This is a genomic window from Pseudomonas sp. CLCA07 (assembly GCF_053615335.1).
Genome location: NZ_CM132131.1, coordinates 40029 through 61912 on the forward strand (window position 1 = coordinate 40029; position 21884 = coordinate 61912).

20 protein-coding genes and 3 tRNA genes are annotated in these 21884 nt (G+C 58.9%); 15 read left to right on the plus strand and 8 right to left on the minus strand.

Annotated features, from left to right (window positions below):
• The first annotated feature begins 52 nt into the window (after nt 1-52).
• The 3 genes from ACWGZX_RS00255 (at nt 53) to ACWGZX_RS00265 (ending at nt 1809) form a co-directional block, all read left to right on the plus strand.
• Nucleotides 53-493: a hypothetical protein gene (locus ACWGZX_RS00255; RefSeq protein WP_452626816.1), complete on the plus strand. Its 441-nt coding sequence runs from the start codon at nt 53-55 to the stop codon at nt 491-493.
• Between the two features lie 76 nt (nt 494-569).
• Nucleotides 570-776 (plus strand): DUF4224 domain-containing protein, encoded by a 207-nt coding sequence (locus ACWGZX_RS00260; RefSeq protein ID WP_223513240.1) that lies wholly within the window; start codon nt 570-572, stop codon nt 774-776.
• Between the two features lies 1 nt (nt 777).
• On the plus strand, nt 778-1809 hold the full coding sequence (locus ACWGZX_RS00265; protein ID WP_452626817.1) for a tyrosine-type recombinase/integrase: 1032 nt from the start codon (nt 778-780) through the stop codon (nt 1807-1809).
• Between the two features lie 82 nt (nt 1810-1891).
• Here ACWGZX_RS00265 and ACWGZX_RS00270 read toward each other — a convergent pair.
• From ACWGZX_RS00270 to ACWGZX_RS00305, 8 genes are all read right to left on the minus strand, one after another.
• Nucleotides 1892-1978: transfer RNA gene (locus tag ACWGZX_RS00270), tRNA-Leu, on the minus strand.
• A gap of 195 nt (nt 1979-2173) precedes the next feature.
• Nucleotides 2174-2247, minus strand: a tRNA-Cys gene (locus ACWGZX_RS00275).
• A 45-nt stretch (nt 2248-2292) separates the two neighbouring features.
• A tRNA-Gly gene (locus ACWGZX_RS00280) sits at nt 2293-2368 on the minus strand.
• Nucleotides 2369-2431: 63 nt separating this feature from the next.
• On the minus strand, nt 2432-2992 hold the full coding sequence (gene pgsA / locus ACWGZX_RS00285; protein ID WP_452626818.1) for a CDP-diacylglycerol--glycerol-3-phosphate 3-phosphatidyltransferase: 561 nt from the start codon (nt 2990-2992) through the stop codon (nt 2432-2434).
• Nucleotides 2993-3025: 33 nt separating this feature from the next.
• A complete protein-coding gene (uvrC, locus tag ACWGZX_RS00290) occupies nt 3026-4849 on the minus strand; it encodes an excinuclease ABC subunit UvrC (protein ID WP_223513236.1) in 1824 nt (607 codons plus the stop codon).
• Between the two features lie 2 nt (nt 4850-4851).
• Nucleotides 4852-5493, minus strand: coding sequence for a response regulator transcription factor GacA (gene gacA, locus ACWGZX_RS00295; protein ID WP_008015884.1), 642 nt, complete (start codon nt 5491-5493; stop codon nt 4852-4854).
• A gap of 127 nt (nt 5494-5620) precedes the next feature.
• The gene (locus tag ACWGZX_RS00300) at nt 5621-6064 is read right to left on the minus strand and encodes a GNAT family N-acetyltransferase (protein WP_452626819.1); all 444 of its coding nucleotides are present in this window, start codon (nt 6062-6064) and stop codon (nt 5621-5623) included.
• Nucleotides 6065-6823, minus strand: a complete 759-nt coding sequence (locus ACWGZX_RS00305) for a carbon-nitrogen hydrolase family protein (RefSeq protein WP_452626820.1) — start codon at nt 6821-6823, stop codon at nt 6065-6067.
• Nucleotides 6824-6984: 161 nt separating this feature from the next.
• Here ACWGZX_RS00305 and ACWGZX_RS00310 point away from each other — a divergent pair, with 161 nt between their 5' ends.
• The 12 genes from ACWGZX_RS00310 (at nt 6985) to ACWGZX_RS00365 (ending at nt 21883) form a co-directional block, all read left to right on the plus strand.
• Nucleotides 6985-7113, plus strand: a complete 129-nt coding sequence (locus tag ACWGZX_RS00310) for a hypothetical protein (protein ID WP_452626821.1) — start codon at nt 6985-6987, stop codon at nt 7111-7113.
• Nucleotides 7114-7449: 336 nt separating this feature from the next.
• Complete coding sequence (locus ACWGZX_RS00315; RefSeq protein ID WP_452626822.1) at nt 7450-8529, plus strand: 3-deoxy-7-phosphoheptulonate synthase; 1080 nt, start codon at nt 7450-7452, stop codon at nt 8527-8529.
• A 308-nt stretch (nt 8530-8837) separates the two neighbouring features.
• A complete protein-coding gene (locus ACWGZX_RS00320; protein WP_452626823.1) occupies nt 8838-9719 on the plus strand; it encodes a lipase family alpha/beta hydrolase in 882 nt (293 codons plus the stop codon).
• Between the two features lie 82 nt (nt 9720-9801).
• Nucleotides 9802-10083 carry a peptidylprolyl isomerase gene (locus ACWGZX_RS00325; RefSeq protein WP_452626824.1) on the plus strand — a complete coding sequence of 94 codons (282 nt, stop codon included), beginning with the start codon at nt 9802-9804 and terminating at the stop codon, nt 10081-10083.
• A gap of 136 nt (nt 10084-10219) precedes the next feature.
• Nucleotides 10220-12088 carry an extracellular solute-binding protein gene (locus ACWGZX_RS00330; RefSeq protein WP_452626825.1) on the plus strand — a complete coding sequence of 623 codons (1869 nt, stop codon included), beginning with the start codon at nt 10220-10222 and terminating at the stop codon, nt 12086-12088.
• Nucleotides 12088-13149 carry a microcin C ABC transporter permease YejB gene (locus ACWGZX_RS00335; RefSeq protein ID WP_223513213.1) on the plus strand — a complete coding sequence of 354 codons (1062 nt, stop codon included), beginning with the start codon at nt 12088-12090 and terminating at the stop codon, nt 13147-13149. Before ACWGZX_RS00330 ends, ACWGZX_RS00335 begins: the two co-directional genes overlap by 1 nt.
• A complete protein-coding gene (locus ACWGZX_RS00340; protein WP_452626826.1) occupies nt 13149-14171 on the plus strand; it encodes an ABC transporter permease in 1023 nt (340 codons plus the stop codon). The genes ACWGZX_RS00335 and ACWGZX_RS00340 overlap by 1 nt, the downstream gene beginning before the upstream one ends.
• Nucleotides 14172-14185: 14 nt before the next feature.
• Nucleotides 14186-15760 (plus strand): ABC transporter ATP-binding protein, encoded by a 1575-nt coding sequence (locus tag ACWGZX_RS00345; RefSeq protein ID WP_452626827.1) that lies wholly within the window; start codon nt 14186-14188, stop codon nt 15758-15760.
• A 168-nt stretch (nt 15761-15928) separates the two neighbouring features.
• A complete protein-coding gene (locus ACWGZX_RS00350) occupies nt 15929-17344 on the plus strand; it encodes a sigma-54 interaction domain-containing protein (protein WP_452626828.1) in 1416 nt (471 codons plus the stop codon).
• A gap of 287 nt (nt 17345-17631) precedes the next feature.
• Nucleotides 17632-19023 (plus strand): GntP family permease, encoded by a 1392-nt coding sequence (locus ACWGZX_RS00355; protein ID WP_452626829.1) that lies wholly within the window; start codon nt 17632-17634, stop codon nt 19021-19023.
• A 7-nt stretch (nt 19024-19030) separates the two neighbouring features.
• Nucleotides 19031-19804, plus strand: coding sequence for a 3-hydroxybutyrate dehydrogenase (gene hbdH / locus ACWGZX_RS00360; protein ID WP_223513193.1), 774 nt, complete (start codon nt 19031-19033; stop codon nt 19802-19804).
• 123 nt (nt 19805-19927) lie between these two features.
• A complete protein-coding gene (locus tag ACWGZX_RS00365) occupies nt 19928-21883 on the plus strand; it encodes an acetoacetate--CoA ligase (RefSeq protein ID WP_452626830.1) in 1956 nt (651 codons plus the stop codon).
• The last annotated feature ends 1 nt before the right edge of the window (nt 21884 follow it).

The window sequence follows — 21884 nt, forward strand, 5'->3', positions numbered from 1 at the left end:
CCGCATCTAGTTATGATCCATCAAGGCGGCATCATACTTCCGAGGTATCCCCATGCCCACAGAAAACAAACCGGCCGAGCCTGGCTTTGACCTGAACACACCAGATGGCGGACGCGGGTACATCGCCAACCTGTTCAAGACCGTGCTCAATCGTCACGACTACCGCCAGTACATCAACGAGCGGCTGGCCGGCGACTTCGCTTGCACGCTGGCGCAGCACTTCGAGGACGTCAAAGCTCGCGAACAAGCCCTACAGCTACGCCTGAACGCAGCTCATCAGCGGATTGATGAGCTGGCCCAGCGCCAGGGTGAGCCAGTGGCGTGGTCATACAGGTTTGGCGGCGAGCAGCGGTTCTATCCGACTGATCCGCGTGGGCCTGAGGCAGGTGCAGCAGCGCACTACATTACTGATGTCGAGCCGCTCTATCGCCACCCAGTCGAGCATTCGACTTCCTTCCCTGGGTACCGGCCAATACCTGAAGACAGAAGCTGAACCCCGCCGAACAGCAGTAACTCCCTCCCACTTCAAAGTCAGCCGCTATAGCGGCAACGGACAGGTATCGCAACTCATGAGCATCCAGTTTCTGTCCCACGAGGAGGTTTGCGAGCTCACCGGCGCGCGGACCAAGGCAGGTCAAATCCTCAATCTGAAAAAGAACGGCGTCAGACACACCATCAAGGTGAATGGCTGGCCAAGCGTGACGGCCATGGCCGTGACTGCGGTCGGTATGTTTGAAGCAGAAAAACCCGCATGGAAACCACGCAAGGCTGGCTGATATGGGACGAAGACCAAGTAAACCCGGCTCAATAGCCCGGCTACGAGAACGTAAGAAAGCAAGCGGCCGGGTTTTCTATTACTACGAGATGGGCGGTAAGGACCGCAAAGAAATCGCACTGGGTAGCGATTACGGCCTGGCGATCATGGAGTACGCCAAGCTAGAGCGCGACCGCACTGCGACAGACCTGGTCGCCAAGGTGATCACGTTTCGGTACGTGGCCGAGAAGTATATGCGCGACGTCGTGCCGTCGAAAAAACCCGCCACCCAGAAGGACAACATCCGCGAGTTGAAAAACCTGATGTCATTTTTCGACGATCCGCCGGCGCCCCTTGAGACAATCCAACCGCTACACGTTCGACAGTATCTGACCTGGCGCAAGGCCGCGCCTGTTCGGGCAAACCGCGAGAAGGCCTTGCTCAGTGCAATCTGGAACTTTGCGAGGGATGTTGGATACACAGCCTTGGCCAACCCATGCGCAGGGATCAAGGGCAACAAGGAGACTGGTCGGGACATCTACATTGAGGATGCATTGTTCAAGCGCGTGTACGAAAAAGCAGATGTTGGCCTTCGGGATGCGATGGACCTCGCTTATCTGACTGGCCAACGTGTGACCGATACCCGATTGCTGGACGAGCGGGATGTCCGCGACGGTCAAATTTGGGTGCTGCAGGGCAAGACGAATGCAAAACGTCGGATCGAAATAACTGGCGAACTGAAGGATTTGATTGATCGAATTATGTCCAGGAAGGCAGGACACAAGGTCCGCTCGACGCGGATGATCGTTACGGAGGATGGCACACCGATGTCGGTGGCGATGTTGCGGGGAAGGTTTGACTTGGCCAGAGAGGCAGCCGGTGTCGCGAAGTCCGAGTTTCAGATGCGTGATTTACGCGCTAAAGCTGGCACGGACAAAGCCGAATCAAGTGGGGACATCATGCAGGCGAGAGATCAACTTGGGCATACTACCGTCGTTATGACCGAGCAATACATCCGCAATCGGAAAGGTAAGAAAGTCTCGCCGACTAAGTGAATTGCGACCCAACTCTAATATTGCGACCCAAAAACGAACAAGGGCTTGCATCAGCTTTCGCCCGCAAACCCTTGATTTTAAATGGTGCCCGAAGCCGGAATCGAACCGGCACGCCCTTACGAGCGGGGGATTTTAAGTCCCATGCGTCTACCAGTTTCGCCATTCGGGCGGTAGCGCGGTGAAGCATTCTCAAAACTGACAGATGACAACCTGGCAGTTCTGACGCTTGTGCAGCAGAGGGGGAAATATATACACCCCGCCCCTGTGAAGCAAGTTCGCAGATGACCTTTTCAAGACAAAATCTTGCAGGGCTGCGGAAATAAAAAAGCTCCGTAAATCATAGATCTACGGAGCTTGTTTATAGTGGAGGCCGAGGTCGGAATCGAACCGGCGTAGGTGGATTTGCAATCCACTGCATAACCATTTTGCTACTCGGCCTCAAACATTTGCTGTCAGTAGCACAACAACAAATGCGTACAAACTTGGAGCGGGAAACGAGACTCGAACTCGCGACCCCGACCTTGGCAAGGTCGTGCTCTACCAACTGAGCTATTCCCGCGTCTTGGTGTGGCGCATTCTATAGAATTCAGAAGCCCCGTCAACCCCTTGATTCAAAAAAGTTTTATTTCTTTTCAACGTCGGTCTTCAGATGCGGCCAGGCAGCCCGCAAGTACTGGACCATGGACCACAATGTCAGGCCCGCAGACACCATCAGCAAGGCATAACCGATCAAGACCCAGAAGGAAAAGTCTGACGGATTGGCCAGCAGGATGACCAGTGCGAGCATTTGCGCGGCGGTTTTCCATTTCCCCAGGTTCGACACCGCCACGTGAGCACGGGCGCCGAGTTCGGCCATCCATTCGCGCAATGCCGAAACGACAATTTCGCGACCGATGATGACAGCGGCCGGCAGCGTGAGCCACAGGTTGCCGTGTTCTTGCACCAGCAAGACCAGCGCGACGGCGACCATCAGCTTGTCCGCCACGGGATCGAGGAACGCCCCGAACGGGGTACTTTGCTCCAGGCGTCTGGCCAGATAACCGTCCAGCCAGTCTGTGGCGGCGGCAAATGCGAAGACCGAGGCAGACGCCAGGTAGCTCCAGTGGTAAGGCAGGTAGAACAGTAAAATGAAGATCGGGATGAGCAGGACGCGTAGAACGGTAATCAGATTAGGGATATTCATCGGCACAACTGGCTACGAGGTGAGTTGGGCATTCTACTCGCTGTGCAGATTTGCATAAATCAACTCTGCGAGCTTTTTACTGATCCCGGGTGCTTTGGCGATCTCCTCGATGCTGGCACGAGACAGCTCCTGCAATCCACCAAAATGTTTTAATAAATCGCGACGCCGTGTCGGCCCGACACCGGCCACGCCTTCAAGCGTGGACGTGCGGCGGGTTTTCCCACGGCGTGCGCGGTGCCCGGTAATCGCAAATCGGTGAGCTTCGTCGCGTATTTGCTGAATCAAATGTAGCGCAGGGGAATCGCCGCGCAAGGTGAACTCGTGGGCAGCATCGTTGAGGTACAAGGTTTCGAAACCGGCCTTGCGCGTCGCCCCTTTGGCCACGCCCAACAGAATCAAGTCAGGCACCGCGAGTTCATTGAGTACGTCACGCGCCATGGACAGCTGACCCTTGCCACCGTCCACCAGCAGAATATCCGGTAGCTTGCCCTCACCGTCCTTCAACTTGCTGAAGCGGCGGGTCAAGGCCTGATGCATTGCGGCGTAGTCATCCCCCGCCGTCACGCCTTCGATGTTGTAGCGGCGATAATCGGATTTGATCGGGCCTTCCGGGCCAAACACCACGCAAGACGCCACGGTGGCTTCGCCGCTGGAATGGCTGATGTCGTAGCACTCCAGACGCTGCGGCGGCTCGTCCAGGTTCAACACTTCTGCCAGCGCATCGAAACGCGCCGCGACGTGCTGACGGTTCGCCAGACGCGCGCCCAAGGCCTGCTCGGCGTTGGTGACCGCCAATTGCTGCCAGCGCGCTCGCGTACCGCGTACCCGATGACTGATCGTCAGCTCGCGACCACGCAGGGCTTCGATGGCCTCGATCAGCGTCGGGAAGTCTTCATGAACGACGTTGACGATCAGCTCGCTCGGCAAGTCGCGCTCGGGGCTGGTGATGAAGTATTGGCCGAGAAACGCGGCCATGACTTCGGACACATCTTCGTCGATGCCGGTTTGCGGGAAGAAGTTCTTGCTGCCCAGCACCCGACCGCCGCGCACGCTGATCAAGTGAACGCAGGCACCACCCGGATTGACGAAGGCGGCAATCACATCGATATCGCCGGTTCCGCCTTCCATGCTTTGCTGGTCCTGGACTCGGCGCAACAATGAAATCTGGTCGCGCAACTCGGCGGCGCGCTCGAACTCGAGATTGATCGCCGCCTCCTCCATGCCCGCGGACAACTCGTCCGTCAGCGCATTGCTGCGCCCCTCAAGGAACATCACCGAGTGTCGAACGTCTTCGGCGTACACCTCAGGCTCGACTAACCCCACACACGGTGCCTTGCAACGTTTGATCTGGTATTGCAGGCAAGGTCGCGTGCGGTTTTTGTAATAGCTGTCTTCGCATTGACGGACAAAAAAGGTCTTTTGCAAAAGGCTCAGGCTTTCGCGAATCGCGCCGGCGCTCGGGTACGGGCCAAAATACTTACCCTTGGCCTTCTTCGCACCGCGATGGATGCTCAAGCGAGGGAACTGGCCATCCGAGAGAAAAACGTAGGGGTACGATTTGTCATCGCGCAGCAGGATGTTATACGGAGGTCGCCATTCCTTGATCAGCGTCTGCTCAAGCAGCAGGGCTTCGGTTTCGTTGGCGGTGATGGTGGTTTCGACTTGAGCGATACGGGCAACCAGCGCAGCCGTCTTGGGCGACAGGCCGGATTTGCGGAAGTAGCTCGACAGACGATTTTTCAGGTTCTTGGCTTTGCCGACATACAACAGGCGCGCATCGCTATCGAACATGCGATACACACCGGGACGCCCACTGACCGTCGACAGAAAAGCGCTGGGATCGAAGACTTCAGTCATTGTCAGAGGCTGGCATCGACCATGCCGTGACGAACCGCCAACAGCGTCAGCTCGACATCACTGCTGATCGAAAGCTTCTCGAAAATGCGGTAACGGTAAGTGTTGACCGTTTTGGGCGACAGGCAAAGTTTGTCGGAAATAATCTGTACTTTCTGACAGCCGACAATCATCAACGCGATCTGGATCTCGCGCTCGGACAACGCATCGAAGGGCGAATCGTTGGTCGGCTGGAAGGATTTGATCGCCAGTTGCTGGGCAATCTGCGGGCTGATGTAGCGTTGCCCGGCAAACACCAGGCGAATGGCCTGAACCATTTCCGGCAGCCCGGCACCCTTGGTCAGGTAACCTGCGGCACCGGCCTGCAACAATCGCGTCGGAAACGGATCCTCCTCACACACGGTAACCGCGACGACTTTGATATCCGGGTGACTGCGCAATAGTTTGCGCGTGGCTTCAAGACCGCCGATCCCGGGCATCTTGACGTCCATCAACACCACATCGGGTTTCAGCTCACGCGCTTTCAGCAGGGATTCTTCCCCTGACTCAGCCTGGCCGACTACTTGTAGGCCATCGATGTCAGCCAGCATTCGTGTAATGCCTGTACGAACGAGATCATGGTCATCGACTACTAGCACCCTAATCAAGCAGACACCTCGCGATTTGGTCTTATTGGGTTGCCGGACACCTTAGCAAAAAGCAACTGGCAGACCTAGCGGCAAGCGTCATATAAAAAGTATCAATTCGTCTTGAAAGGCTTGTTGCAAGCGTGTTTCAGCGATGTACCCCACCGGCATCACGCTGCATTTTCAGGAAACACTCGTCTTTGCCGACTACCTTCAGCCCTTTTCTCTCGTAAAGTTTTTTTGCCGGATTGTTTTCAAAAACGGTCAGGCGTAACGCCTGGCGTCGTTCCTTGCACGCGAGTACGAATACCTGATCGATCGCCCAGGAACCCGCGCCCTGCCCCTGGAACGCTTCAACAATGTGCAGCTCGCGGATGTACAAGGCGCTCGCATCGCGACTCAAGCTGACAAAACCCAGCAGCGCATCGTCACGCACAATCATGCGGTTCTCCCGCCCCGCCCACGCAACATCAAACGCCTCATCCAGCCAAAGCAGGTCGTGCTGAATGTAATAGCGCAGCATGTTTTCGCAGGTCAGCTTCCGGGCGAAGTCGAGATCCTGGGGTGTCGCCGGACGCCATTGGAAACCCATTCAAGCCACCGCAACGTCGACGATATGCCCACGCCAGTCACCCGCTTCGCGGCGAGCCACTACCATCACATTCCCCGTACCGTGCGCCGCGGCAATGAGCGAGCCGTCCGACGCCCAGATAGCACTGCGCCCTGCAGACTCCCAGCCTCCGGTTGCACCGCCGTGATTTGCCATCAGCACCGTCATTGAATGAGTGCCAGCGTAGCCTTGCAGCAGCGCAGTGTCCGGGGCATAGCCGTTTTCCGTGATCAGCACACCGGCGGCATACAGGTCGGCGCCCTGCTCCGCCGCCGCGGCTGCGTGACTGGCGTGAGAAAAATCGGCACACACCGCTAGCGCGACGGCATCGGCACCGATCGCCAACATCGAACCACCTGCGCCCGGGGCAAACGCTACTTCCTCGCCCGGGTGCAGATGCTGCTTGCTGTAAACCCCGAGCGAACCATCTGCGCCGAACACCAAAGCGCCAATCAGTACCGGCGATTCGTCCGACAGCCGAATCGGCATTCCGACGACGCTCGTCACACCGACTACCCGGGCGAAATCTCGCAACGGCTGCAACACCTCGGCATCCGGGGCGATTGCCAATTTGGCTGCCAATCCCCGCTCATACCCGGTCAGCGACAATTCTGGAAAGACCAGCAATTGAACACCCTGTTCCGCGGCAACCTGCATAAAGCGCTGATGCCGGACAATGTTGGTGGCAAGATCACCCGCAACGGAAATCGATTGAGCGGCGGCTATGGTCAATGGCGTCATGATTCGTCCTTGTGACGTTAAAGGGTGGGCAAAACCCAAAGTGTGTCATAAAGCGGCCCACACTCAAGCGATAGAAAACGCTGTCGGCAATCGATAGCATTTTCTGATTGAAACCGCGTACCGGCCTCGAGTAAGCTCGGCGCATCCATCGGAGACAGACCATGCTCAACGCCCTCTCACAGCTTCCAACTATCAGCGCCCTGCGCTCGGTGGCGGCTGCGCAGGCGAATGAAGTTTGCGCTCCGGTCAGCTTTTATTTTGGGTATTGGTTTAGCCACTGGCGCGCCTGATACCCACACGGCGCCCAGTTTAAACGGGGCGCCGCCAGAGTTTTCCAAACCCCCGGTCGGCCTCCCGACCGGGGGTTTTGTTTTTTTGGCCCCACACATTTTTGCGACACACCAGACACTTTGAGGATTCACGACATGAACTACGCCACTTATTACCGTTACGACAGTTTTACCGCCTGGCGATTTACCAGCCTCCGCTCGGGACAGCCTGCCGCCTCCGATCGGTCACCCACAGGTGGCATGCACACACACGCAGCCAATCCGGCCAATTGTCGAACACCCCAGTAGGGCCGAGCGCGCGGGAACGAACCCGCCGCCAGCCCAGGAAGCCTTGATATGAACTCGTCCGTCTCTGCTCTGCCGCTGTCCACCTTGAGCCCTGCCAATGAAACGCTGACTCTGCGTCTGCCCAGCTCATTGCAACTCAAGCAGCAACTGCCCCTCAACAACGCCCTGACCCGGCAAGTCGCCGCTCACCGTGACGCCGTCCGTGCGATCCTCAACGGTGAAGACGCCCGTTTGCTGGTGATCGTCGGCCCTTGCTCAATTCATGACCCGCAGTCCGCCCTCGAATACGCGGCCAACCTTGCCCGACTCGCCACCGACGTCAGTGATGAAATGCTGCTGGTGATGCGCGCCTACGTCGAAAAACCGCGCACCACTGTCGGCTGGAAAGGCCTGGCCTACGACCCACATCTGGATGGCAGCGATGACATGGCCGGCGGTCTGACGCTGTCCCGCGAGTTGATGCGCGAAATGCTCCGCCTCGGCTTGCCGATTGCCACCGAACTGCTGCAACCCATGGCCGCCGGTTACTTTGATGACCTGCTGAGCTGGGTGGCTATTGGTGCCCGTACCACCGAATCGCAGATCCACCGGGAAATGGCCAGCGGCCTGGGCATGCCGGTCGGGTTCAAGAACGGCACCGATGGCGGCGTGACCGTTGCCAGCGACGCCATGCGCTCGGCTGCCCACCCGCATCGGCATTTCGGCGTCGACAGCCAGGGACATCCTGCGATCATCCAGACGCCGGGCAATCCCGATACGCACCTGGTGTTGCGCGGCGGACACCGTGGACCGAACTACGACCGTAACAGCGTCGCCCAGGTGAATCGCGATTTGACCCGACTGAAGATCCCGGCGCGGATCATGGTCGATTGCAGCCACGCCAATAGCGGCAAAGACCCGTCACGGCAACCCGCGGTGTTCAACGACGTGCTCGAACAACGCCTGCAAGGCGACCGTTCGCTGATCGGCATGATGATCGAGAGCCATTTGTTCGAAGGTTGCCAGCCCTTGAGTCCATCCCTGCGCTATGGCGTCTCGGTCACGGATGGCTGTCTTGGCTGGGAGAGGACAGAGCAGTTGTTGCGCCAGGCCGCCGAACGGCTGCGAGCCCAGCGCGAACATCAATAGACAAACCTGACGCAATTTCTGTAGCCGCAGGCTTCGCCAGCTGCTACGGATTGCGTTATGGCTTAAACAGGACATTGCTGACAGGTAAAGGTGTTTCCTGAGTAGGCCATCGCAGGAAAATGCACAGTTACAGATCAAAAGATGTCGAAACATTCCGAACGAGACCTCAACCACATTTGAAATTTCCTACGTTTTCTATACCTTTTTCAGCAGGTTACAGCGGATTCCTCATACACCGCCGAAGCGCTGGGGTGCTTTAGAGTGAGCCCATCTGCACACCTCTGAACGACCGCGAAAAAGGAATGAACATGCTACGGAATGCAACCACCCAGTACCCTATCCTGCTGATCCACGGCCTCTTTGGCTTCGATCGCATCGGCACAACCGAATTCTTCCATAACGTCAAGCAGTCCCTGCGAAGTGCGGGGGCCAGAGTGTTCATCCCGCACCTGTCGGCTACCCATACCAACGAAGCACGTGGCGACCAACTGTTGGCGCAGATCGACCGGGTGCTGGAAGGAACCGGCGCCAGCAAGGTCAACCTGATCGGCCACAGCCAAGGGGCATTGGCCGCACGTTATGCGGCGGCGATGGCCCCCCATGCCATTGCGTCCGTGACCTCCGTCAGCGGCCCGAACCACGGTTCGGAACTGGCCGACTTCCTGCGCAAGGCACTGACGCCCGGCCGACTTCCGGAACATGTCGCCGCCACGATTGCTACGCTGTTCGCCGATTTTATCTCGTTGCTCAGCGGCAACCCGCACCTGCCGCAAAATGCTGTCGCCGCGCTCAATGCGCTGACCACCGAAGGCGTGGGGGCTTTCAACGACAAGTACCCTCAAGGGTTGCCCAAGACCTGGGGTGGCAAGGGGCGCGAACTGGTTAACGGCGTGCGCTATTACTCCTGGAGCGGCACGTTACAGGGAACCCTTCTCGACGAAGGGCTCAATGCGCTCGACCCGCTGCACGGGTTCCTTCGCGCTTTTTCCCATTACTTCACCACGGAAGCGGAGCAAAATGACGGCATGGTCGGCCGTTACAGCTCACATTTGGGCAAAGTCATCCGCTCCGACTATCCGCTGGATCATCTGAGCAGCCTTGGACATTCAGATGACCATAGCCGCAAAGCCATCGATCCCGCTGCGCTGTATGTGCAGCATGCCGAGCGCCTGAAAAACGCCGGCCTGTAATCTGTCCGGAACTTTGACGAGAAATAGACCACTGAATCCGGTAGGCTCCGCACTTTACTGAATATTGAAAGGAGTATTTCCCATGGCTAAAGCCACTGCCCGTCACATCCTGGTTGCCTCGGAAGCCAAGTGCAACGAACTGAAAGCCCAGATCGAAGGCGGCGCTGATTTCGCCGTAATTGCCAAAGCCAATTCCACTTGCCCGTCCAGCCGCCAAGGTGGCGACCTGGGTTCGTTCGGTCCTGGCCAGATGGTCAAGGAATTCGACGCCGTGGTGTTCAGCGCACCAATCAACGTCGTACAAGGCCCGGTGAAAACCCAGTTCGGTTTTCACTTGCTGGAAGTGACCAGTCGTCAGGACTGATCGATCCGCCAGGCTTTACGCATAACGGCCCGCCTTTTGGTGGGCCGTTGTGTTTCAGATACGTTTTTAGGCTGGCGAGGGACGCGCCGCTAGCGTACAAATTGTGGTTTTCGATCCTCCGGCTCTAAGGCTGACAATGCGACTGGCTTTCCCCACTTTATTGTTCACTGCCGTGGTGCTGCTATTGGGCGCCGCCGGTGTGGATGCAGCACCGCAACATGCGTTGACCGTGTACGGTGAGCCCGCGAAGTATCCCGCAGGTTTCAGCCATTTTGCCTACACCAATCCGCAGGCCCCCAAGGGCGGCACGATGCGTCGCTCGGCGATCGAAATCGGGCATTTCGACCATATCCTGCCGTACATCGACAAGGGCATTGGCGTCACGCAAATCGACGGCTTGCTTTACTCGCCGCTGGCCCAGCGCTCGCTGGATGAACCCTATACCGTGTACGGCCTCGTCGCGCAAAAGATGGAGCGCCCGGACGACGGTCTGTTTCTGCGTTTCTATCTCAACCCCAAAGCACGCTTTGCAGACGGCAAACCGATCACGGCAGAAGACGTGCGCTACACCTTCAACCTGTTGATGACCCAGGGCAGCCTGCGCTATCGCACCCAATTCGCTGACGTCAAAGGGGTGGAAGTTGAATCGCCTCTGACTGTCCGGTTCGATTTTAAAAGTAACGAAAACCGTACCCTGCCCCTCGACATCGCAACGCTGCCGGTGTATCCCGAACATTGGTGGAAGACCCGCGACTTCGCTGGCGGCGGCGGGTACGAGGCGCCTTTGGGCAGCGGCCCTTATAAGGTGGGCAAAGTCGACTCCGGTCGCAGCATCACGTTCGAGCGCGACGCCAATTGGTGGGGCAAGGATCTACCCGTCAGCCGCGGACTCTATAACTTCGATCGCTTCAGCATCGAATACTTCGGTGACACCGACGTCGCGCGCCAGGTGCTACGGGGCGGGGCCTATGACTACAACCGCGAATTCTCCGCCACCGGCTTTTCTATCGGCTATGACAGCCCGGCCCTGAGCGACGGGCGCCTGCAAAAGGCTCACCTGGCAACCGATGCGCCGCAGCCGGCGCAGGGGTTTGTCTTCAATCTGCAGAACCCGATTTTCCAGGACCGCCGGGTGCGCCAGGCACTGGCCATGCTCTGGGATTTCGAGTGGAGCAACCGGCAGATGATGCGCGACATGTACATCCGCCAGCAGAGCTACTTCTCCAACACTGACCTGGCTGCGCGGCAACTGCCCGATGCGGCGGAATTGGCCATTCTTGAACCATTGCGCGGGCAGATCCCCGATGAGGTGTTCACTCAGGTCTTCGAAGCAGCGAAAACCGATGGCAGCGGTGTGATTCGCGATAAGCAATTGCAAGCGCTGGACCTGCTCGAACAGGCCGGCTGGAAACCTGATGGCGATCAATTGGTCAACGCCGATGGCATGCCGCTGAGCTTTACCTTCCTGGTCAGCCAGAACGGCATGGACCGATTGCTGTTGCCTTACAAGCGCACCCTGAAACAGATCGGCATCGACATGAACATCCGCCGTATCGATTCATCGCAGTACGTGAATCGCCTGATGAGCCGCGACTACGACATGATCGTCACCGGGTACCCGGTCACCACCTCACCGGGGGGTGAACTGTTCAATTACTTCGGCTCGATCTCGGCCAACGACCCCGGCGCCAATAACTACATGGTGCTGAAGAACCCGGCAGTCGACACGCTGATCACCGGACTGGTCCACGCCACCACCCAGCCCGAGATGCTGCGTTACGCCCACGCGCTCGACCGGGTGCTGCAATGGAACTACTACTGGATTCCCAACTATTACCCGCCGGGCACATCGACCGTCTGGTGGAACCGGTTCGGCCGACCCAACGAGCAGGCCAGCAATGACGAAGCCATCGAGAGCTGGTGGGAAATAAGCACCACGCCGCTGACCAACCAGCAAATGACCGCCGAGCAAATCAGCCGTGGCAAACCCGGAGGGTCGCACTGATGTGGGCTTACATACTGCGGCGTTTGCTGCTGATCATTCCGACGCTGGTGATCATTCTGTTGGTCAACTTCGTCATCGTCCAGGCGGCACCGGGCGGTCCGGTGGAACAGGCCATTGCGCACCTGCAAGGCATCGGCGGCGCGGCAGTCGGTGGCGGGTCCGGCGAAACCATGTCCGGCACCTCGCGCGCCAGCCGGGGCCTCGACCCGCAGCTGATCAAGGACATTGAAAAACAATACGGTTTCGACAAACCCGCACATGAACGCCTGTGGCTGATGCTCACCAGTTACGCCCGGCTGGACTTCGGCAAGAGCTTCTTCCGTGGCGCCACGGTCACCGACCTGATCCTGGAAAAAATGCCGGTGACCATTTCCCTCGGGCTTTGGGCGACGCTGATCACCTATCTGGTGTCGATCCCCCTGGGTATTCGTAAAGCCGTGCACCACGGCAGCCATTTCGATATCTGGAGCAGCACCGCGATCATTATCGGCTACGCCATGCCGGCGTTCCTGTTCGCCATGTTCCTGATCGTGGTGTTCGCCGGCGGCACCTCATTGAACTGGTTCCCGGTGCGCGGACTGGTCTCGGACGACTTCGAGTCGCTGTCGACCGTGGGCAAAGTCGCCGACTACTTCTGGCACCTGGTGCTGCCAGTGACGTCGCTGGTGATCGGCGGTTTCGCCACCCTGACCATCCTCACCAAAAACTCGTTCCTCAATGAAATCACCCGCCAGTACGTCATCACCGCACGCGCCAAAGGCATGAGTGAACGTCGGGTGCTGTACGGACACGTATTCCGCAATGCAATGTTGCTGGTGGTGTCGGGCATTCCGCAGGCGTTCATCAGCGTGTTTTTCGCCGGTTCCTTGCTGATCGAGGTGATTTTCTCCCTCGATGGCCTGGGCCGCATGAGTTATGAAGCCGCTGTCTCGCGTGACTATCCAGTAGTGTTTGGCTCACTGTTTATCTTCACGCTGTTTGGCCTCCTGATAAAACTGGTCGGCGACCTCTGCTACACCCTGGTCGACCCGCGTATCGACTTCGCCGCGAGGAATGCCTGATGTTCAAGCTCTCGCCGTTGGGCCGTCGCCGTTTTGAACGTTTCAAGAAAAATCGCCGGGGCTGGTGGTCGCTGTGGTTATTCATCGGTCTGTTTGTGCTGACCTTGGGGGGCGAGTTGATCGCCAACGACAAGCCGCTGGTGGTCAGCTATCAAGGGCAATGGTATTTCCCGGTGTTCAAGCGCCACACTGAGCAGGCGTTCGGCGGGCAACTGCCGTTTCAGGCGGATTACCGCAGCGACTATGTGCAGAAGCTGATCAAAAAGGACGGCGGCTGGATGCTGTTCCCGCCGATCCCTTTCAGTGACGACACACCCAATTACGACCTCAACAAACCGGCGCCGAGCCCGCCCTCGGATGTGAACTGGCTGGGCACCGACGATCAGGCCCGAGATGTATTGGCCCGAGTGATTTTCGGCGCCCGAGTGTCGATCCTGTTTGCGTTGATGCTGACCTTCGTCAGCGCCCTGATCGGCATTGCCGCCGGCGCCCTTCAAGGCTATTACGGCGGCTGGGTCGACCTGATCGGCCAGCGCTTGCTGGAAGTCTGGTCCGGGCTGCCGGTGCTGTACCTGCTGATCATTCTCTCGGGGTTCGTCGAGCCGAATTTCTGGTGGTTGCTGGGGATCATGGCGCTGTTTACCTGGCTCGCGTTGGTCGACGTGGTGCGCGCCGAGTTCCTGCGCGGGCGCAACCTGGAATACGTCAAAGCCGCCCGGGCGCTGGGCCTGACGGATCGCAAAGTGATCGTGCGGCACATTCTGCCCAACGCCATGAACGCGACCTTGAGTTACCTGCCGTTCATTCTCACCGGGGCGATTTCGACCCTCACAGCACTGGACTTCCTCGGTTTCGGCATGCCGGCCGGCAGCGCATCCCTCGGCGAATTGATCGGTCAGGGCAAGCAGAACCTGCAAGCGCCTTGGCTGGGGCTGACGGCGTTTTTCACCCTGGCACTGATTCTTTCTTTACTGGTGTTTATCGGCGAGGCATTACGTGATGCTTTCGATCCAAGATCCTGACGCGGACTGTTGATATGAGTACCCCCTTGATCGAAATCCGAGACCTCAGCGTCGCCTTCAATGGCGAAACCGTGGTGCGCAATCTGTGCCTGGACATCCGCCCCGGCGAATGCCTGGCGCTGGTCGGCGAGTCGGGGTCCGGGAAGTCGGTGACGGCGCATTCGATCCTGCAATTGCTGCCCGAAACCGGCACCGAAACCACCGGCAGCATCCGTTATCGGGGGAAGGAACTGCTCGGCGCCCCAGCTAAAGTGCTGCGTGAATTACGCGGCAACCGCATTGCGATGATTTTTCAGGAGCCGATGACGTCGCTCAATCCGTTGCACAGCATCGAAAAGCAGATCGGCGAAACCCTGCTGCTGCACAAAGGCCTGACCGGCAAAGCGGCGCAAGCGCGGATTCTTGAGTTGTTGCACCTGGTCGGCATTCAAAAGCCCAAGGAGCGGCTCAAGGCCTACCCCCATCAACTCTCGGGCGGCCAGCGTCAACGCGTGATGATCGCGATGGCCCTGGCCTGCGAACCGGAGTTGTTGATCGCCGACGAACCGACCACGGCGCTGGACGTGACGGTGCAACGCAAGATTCTGATCCTGCTCAAATCGCTGCAACAACGGCTCGGCATGTCGCTGCTGCTGATCAGCCATGACCTCAACCTGGTGCGCAGCATTGCCCAGCGTGTCTGCGTGATGAAGGGTGGGGAAATCGTCGAACAGGCTACTTGCGAAACGATTTTCACCGAGCCGAAGCACCCCTACAGTTGTGTGCTGCTGAACGCCGAACCGGAGGGCGAAGCCCTGGCCCGCGACGAGCGCGAAAACGTGCTGGAGGTGGACAATCTGCGCGTGAAATTCCCCCTCGGTAGCGGCTTGTTCCAGCGCAAGACTTACCTCACCGCAGTGGACGGCATCAGCCTCAACATTCAGCGTGGCAAGACACTGGGCATCGTTGGTGAGTCCGGCTCGGGCAAGTCGACGCTCGGGCAGGCGATCCTGCGGCTGCTCGATTCCCAAGGCAGTATTCGCTTTCAGGGCGAAGAACTGGATGGCCTGACGCAAAAGCAACTGCGGCCATGGCGCAAGAAAATGCAGGTAGTGTTCCAGGACCCTTATGGCAGCCTCAGCCCACGGATGTCAGTGGCACAGATCATCAGCGAAGGCCTTGAGGTGCACAGCCGGTTGACCGATGAACAGTGCAAGGCCGAAGTGATTCGGGCACTGGAAGAAGTCGGCCTCGACCCGCAAAGCCGTCATCGCTACCCGCACGAATTCTCCGGCGGCCAACGTCAGCGCATCGCGATCGCGCGGGCACTGGTGCTGAAACCGGCGCTGATCCTGCTGGACGAGCCGACCTCGGCGCTGGACCGCACCGTGCAAAAACAAGTGGTCGCCCTGCTCCGCCAGCTTCAGGAAAAACACGGCCTGACGTATTTGTTCATCAGCCATGACTTGGCGGTGGTACGCGCCTTGGCCCACGACATGATCGTGATCAAGGATGGCAAAGTGGTGGAAAGCGGTGCCAGCCATGACGTGTTTGATTCGCCGCAGCACCCGTACACCAAAGAGCTGTTAGCGGCGGCGCATCCGCGGTAGGCATAATTTTAACAGGCAGTTAGACCGAGTCGCCCATATCGCGAGCAAGCTCGGCTCCCACAGGTTCTGCGGTGTTCACAAATAGAGTGGTCACACAACAGAACTGTGGGAGCCGGGCTTGCCCGCGATGAGGCCCGCCCAGTCACCACACATTCTGGATAGGAACTCATGAACACCGCCGAAAGCCTCAAGGATTACCAACGGGTCCGCCTGCTGGCGATACGTTCGCTGTTCGAGATCATCGAGCAGTCCAGCGAAGGCACGGTGATTGTCGACCGCGATGCGAACATCGTGTGGATGAACGAACGATATGCCCGGCGTTTCGGTCTGGAGTCGGCAGAAGGTGCCATCGGCAAGTCCTGCGAAAGCGTGATCCCCGGCAGTCTGTTGCGTGAGGTAGTACGCACCGGGCGCCCGATTTTACTGGACATGCAGGACACACCCAAAGAGCCGCTGGTGGTCATGCGCCTGCCGATCCATGACGATGCAGGCGTAGTGATCGGCGCGATAGGTTTTGCGCTGTTCGACGAATTGCGCAGCCTGTCGCCGATGCTCAAGCGCTACATGAGCATGCAGGAAGAACTGGCGTCCACCCGTTCGCTGCTACGGGCGCGGCAAACCAAGTACAACTTCGCCCATTTCATCGGCACCAGCGCCGCTAGCCTGGAAGTCAAACGCCGTGCCCGGCGCAGCGCCAGTGCCGAGTCGCCGGTGTTGTTGCTCGGTGAAACCGGCACCGGTAAAGAGCTGCTGGCTCAGGCGATCCATAGCGCTTCGCCACGTGCGCACAAAGCCTTCGTCAGCATCAACAGCGCGGCGATTCCTGAATCGCTGCTGGAAGCGGAATTCTTTGGCACCGCCCCCGGCGCGTTTACCGGCGCCGACCGCAAGGGCCGCGCCGGCAAATTGCAGATCGCCCAGGGCGGCACCTTGTTTCTCGATGAAATCGGCGACATGCCGCTGCCGCTGCAAAGCAAACTGCTACGGGTTTTGCAGGAAAAGGAATTCGAGCCGGTTGGTTCCAACGAAGTGATCCAGAGCGATGTGCGGGTGATTGCCGCAACGTCCACCGATCTTGAGGCGGCGATCAAACGCGGTGAGTTTCGCGCGGATTTGTATTACCGCCTCAACGTGCTGCCGATCCACGTGCCGCCCCTTCGCGATCGTCTCGACGATATCCCGGCGCTCAGCGAAGCGATCCTTGAGGAATTGCGCAGTCAGCATGAACTGAACCGCGAGGCGCTGGCGTTGTTGAGCCAGCACGCATGGCCGGGGAACATTCGCGAACTGCGCAACGTCCTGGAGCGGGCAGCGTTACTCAGTGATGATCTGGTGCTGGATGCGGCGCAGATTCGTGCGGCGATTGGCACCTTCACGCCAGTGGAGCGCTCGACACCGCTGATGATTGAGCCGGTTGCACATGAGACGTTTAGTGAAGCTCGGGCGCGGTTTGACCGGCAGTTGATTGAATCCGCCCTTGCGCAATGCGGGGGAAAGGTGATTGAAGCAGCGGCTCGGCTGGGTCTGGGGCGGTCGACGCTGTACAAGAAGATGGTCGCGCTGGGGATTGCAGAGTCTCTATAAAGAGATAGATATCTCCATTGTTAGACAGGCCATCGCGGGCAAGCCCGCTCCCACAGGGGTAACGAATCGCTCATAAGAATACGGTCAACTGTAGGAGCGGGCTTGCCCGCGAAGAGGCCCATGCAGTCCATATAAGTCTCAAACCAGAGACAAGCATTTCAAAACCCCATCACATTTCCTATATATATCCTTATATTTCAACAAGTTAAGCGCCTGGCACGAATCTCGCTAAAGCCCTCTCCCACAAAAGACCTACCCTACAAAAATAACAATCCAGGAGACACACCATGAGTGTGATCATTGCCTTGGCAGCCCTCACGCTGCTGATGCTGGCTGCTTACCGCGGCTACAGCGTTATCCTCTTCGCCCCGATCGCCGCCCTCGGCGCCGTCCTGCTCACCGACCCTTCCGCCGTCGCTCCAGCCTTCACCGGGGTGTTCATGGAGAAAATGGTCGGGTTCATCAAACTGTATTTCCCCGTGTTCCTGCTCGGTGCCGTGTTCGGCAAACTGATCGAGTTGTCCGGCTTTTCCCGTTCAATCGTTGCCGCCGCCATTCGCCTGCTCGGCACACGCCAGGCGATGCTGGTCATCGTGCTCGTCTGCGCCCTGCTCACTTACGGCGGCGTGTCGCTGTTTGTGGTGGTGTTCGCGGTCTATCCGTTTGCCGCTGAAATGTTCCGCCAAAGCAACATCCCCAAGCGTCTGATCCCGGCGACCATCGCCCTCGGCGCCTTCTCGTTCACCATGGACGCCCTGCCCGGCACCCCGCAAATCCAGAACATCATCCCCAGCACCTTCTTCAACACCACCGCTTGGGCGGCACCGTGGCTGGGTTTGATCGGCGCGATCTTTGTGTTCTGCGCCGGCATGCTGTTTCTTCAGCGCCAGCGCAACAAGGCTCAGCGCTCTGGCGAAGGTTATGGCTCCGAATTGCGCAACGAGCCAGAAACGGCGCTTGATATCAAACTGCCTAACCCATGGATCGCCCTGTCGCCGCTGTTGGCCGTGGGCATCACGAACCTGTTGTTTACCCAGTGGATTCCGCAGTGGTATGGCAAAACACACACCCTCGCGCTGCCGGGCATGGCCGCGCCGGTGACCACCGACATCGCCAAGCTGACGGCGATCTGGGCGGTTCAGGCAGCGTTGCTGGTGGGCATCATCATGGTGCTGGTATTCGGCTTCCAGGCGATTCGCGGCAAGTTGGCTGAAGGCAGTCGAAGTGCAGTCAGCGGTTCGTTGCTGGCGGCGATGAACACGGCGTCGGAATACGGCTTTGGCGCGGTGATCGCCTCGTTGCCAGGCTTCCTGGTGCTGGCCGACTGGCTCAAGAGCATTCCGAACCCACTGGTCAACGAAGCCATTACCGTGACGGTACTGGCAGGCATCACCGGTTCTGCCTCGGGCGGGATGAGCATCGCCCTGGCGGCCATGGCCAACGACTTCATTGCGGCGGCCCATGCGGCCAACATTCCGCTGGAAGTGCTGCACCGCGTGGCCGCGATGGCCAGTGGCGGCATGGACACCCTGCCGCACAACGGCGCGGTGATTACCTTGCTCGCGGTCACTGGCCTGACGCACCGCGAAGCCTATAAAGACATTTTCTGTATTACGCTGATCAAGACCCTGGCGGTCTTCGTAGTCATCGGCACTTTCTACGCCACTGGCATTGTGTGAGGTATTCATGACGACTCTTACAGGCAAGACCGCACTGGTCACCGGCTCCACCAGCGGCATCGGCCTGGGCATTGCGCTCAGCCTGGCCAAGGCCGGCGCCAACGTGGTGCTCAATGGTTTCGGTGATGCCTCCAAGGTAATTGCCGAGGTCCAGCAGTTCGGCGGCAAGGTCGGTCATCACCCGGCCGACGTCAGCGACCCGGCGCAGATCGCCGAGATGATCGACTACGCCGAGCGTGAGTTCGGTGGCATCGACATTCTGGTCAACAACGCCGGCATCCAGCACGTGGCGTCGGTGGAAGACTTTCCCGTGGAGCGCTGGGACTCGATTATCGCGATCAACCTGTCGTCGGTGTTTCACAGTACCCGCCTGTGCCTGCCGCGCATGCGGGCCAAGAACTGGGGGCGGATCATCAACATCGCCTCGGTGCATGGTCAAGTGGGTTCGGTGGGCAAGGCTGCGTACGTGGCGGCCAAGCATGGTGTGATCGGTTTGACCAAAGTGGTGGGCCTGGAGACTGCAACCACGCACGTGACCTGCAATGCCATCTGTCCGGGCTGGGTGTTGACGCCGCTGGTGCAGAAGCAGATCGATGACCGCGCCGCGACCGGGATCGATCCGCAGCAGGCCCAGCATGATTTGCTCGCTGAGAAACAGCCGTCGCTGGAGTTCGTCACCCCGCCGCAGCTGGGTGAACTGGTGCTGTTTTTGTGCAGCGAGGCCGGTAGCCAGGTGCGAGGCGCGGCGTGGAATATTGATGGTGGGTGGTTGGCGCAGTAATCAGTCAACAGACCGCGTTATCGTTCTTCGCGGGCAAGCCACGCTCCCACATTAGATCGCGTTCTCCTGTGGGAGCGTGGCTTGCCCGCGATTGGATCTGAAGCTAGAACAAGAGGCCAAACCATGTCCGATATCCTCTGGCAACCCAGCGCCGAACGCATCGGCAAGTCGCGCATGGAGGCCTTTCGGCGCTCCATCAGTCAGCGACATCATGTCCACGTCGATGACTATCCGGCCCTGCACCAATGGTCCATCGATCAGCGCGAAGATTTCTGGCAAGCCATCGTCGATTTCTTCGACATCCGCTTCCACGATCAACCCGACGCGATACTGGTCGAGGGCGCGCAAATGCCCAGCGCCCAGTGGTTCCCCGGCGCCACCCTGAACTTTGCCGAACACCTGCTGCGCCGTCGCGACGATGCCATCGCGGTGATCGCCATTGGCGAGAACGGCCAGCGCGAACACCTGACCTGGGCTGAGTTGGCGGAGCATGTGGCCGGGTTCCAGCACAGCTTGATCGCCGCAGGGGTCGGCCTCGGCGATCGTGTAGCGGCGTGCATGCCCAATACCTGGCAAACACTGGTGGCCATGCTCGGCACCACCAGTCTGGGGGCGATCTGGTCCTGCTCGTCTCCGGATTTTGGCACTCAAGGTGTGATCGACCGCTTCGGCCAGATCGAACCGAAAGTACTGATCACCTGCGCCGGTTACCGCTACGCCGGCAAGGACATCGACCAGACCGGCAAAATCAACGAAATCCTTGAACGCCTACCGTCCTTGCAGCAGTTGATCGTGGTGCCTTATGCAAGGCCACAGGCTCACATCGTCGACTTCCACACCCGCGCCAATGTGACGCTGTGGGAGGATTTCTACGACGTTGGCGGCGAGCCGGATTTCGTCCCCGTGCCCTTCGCGCATCCGCTGTACATCCTCTACTCCAGCGGCACCACCGGCGTACCGAAATGCATCATCCACAGCACTGGCGGCGTTTTACTGCAGCACGTCAAGGAACATGGCCTGCATTGCGATCTTGGCGCTGGCGACCGCTTGTTCTACTACACCACCTGCGGCTGGATGATGTGGAACTGGCTGGTCTCGGCCCTCGCCGTGGGCAGCGCCGTGGTCCTGTATGACGGCTCGCCTTTTCATCCCGGCCCAGAACGCTTGATCGACCTGATCGACGATGAGCGCATCAGCGTCTTCGGCACCAGCCCCAAATTTCTGTCCACGCTGGAAAGCAACGGCGTGAAGCCAAGGGAAAGCCATGACCTGAGCAGTCTGAAAACCCTGCTCTGCACCGGTTCTGCGCTGTCGCCCCAGAGTTATGACTATGTGTACCGCGACCTGAAACCCGACGTGTGTCTGGCCTCGATGTCCGGTGGCACGGACGTCGTTTCGTGCTTTGTGAACGGCAACCCTTTCCAACCGGTGCGCCGTGGCGAAATACAAGGCAAGAGCCTGGGCATGGCGGTCGAAGTCTGGAACGAGGATGGTCAGCCGGTGATCGGCGAGAAAGGTGAATTGGTGTGTACCCGGCATTTTCCGGCGATGCCCATCGGCTTCTGGAATGACCCGCAGCAGGAAAAGCTGCACGCTTCGTATTTCAGCCAGTTCCCCGGTGTCTGGGCCCAAGGCGATTACGCGGAACAACTGCCGCACGGCGCGATGATGATCCATGGCCGCTCGGATGCAGTGCTCAACCCTGGCGGCGTGCGTATCGGCACGGCGGAAATCTACCGTCAGGTGGAAAAAGTCCCGCAAGTGCTGGACAGCGTGGCCATTGGTCAGCAGTGGCAGGATGATGTGCGGGTGGTGCTGTTTGTGCGGTTGCAGGACGGTGTCGAACTCGATGAAGCCTTGCAGCAACAGATCCGCCAGGTCATACGCGCCAACACCACACCCAGGCATGTGCCGGCGAAAATTGTCGCGGTGACCGACATACCACGGACCATCAGCGGCAAGGTTGTGGAGTTGGCGGTGAGGAATGTGGTGCATGGTGAGCAGGTGAAAAACACCGATGCCTTGGCCAATCCCGAAGCGCTTGAGCAATTTCGGGATCGGCCGGAACTCGGAACTTAAA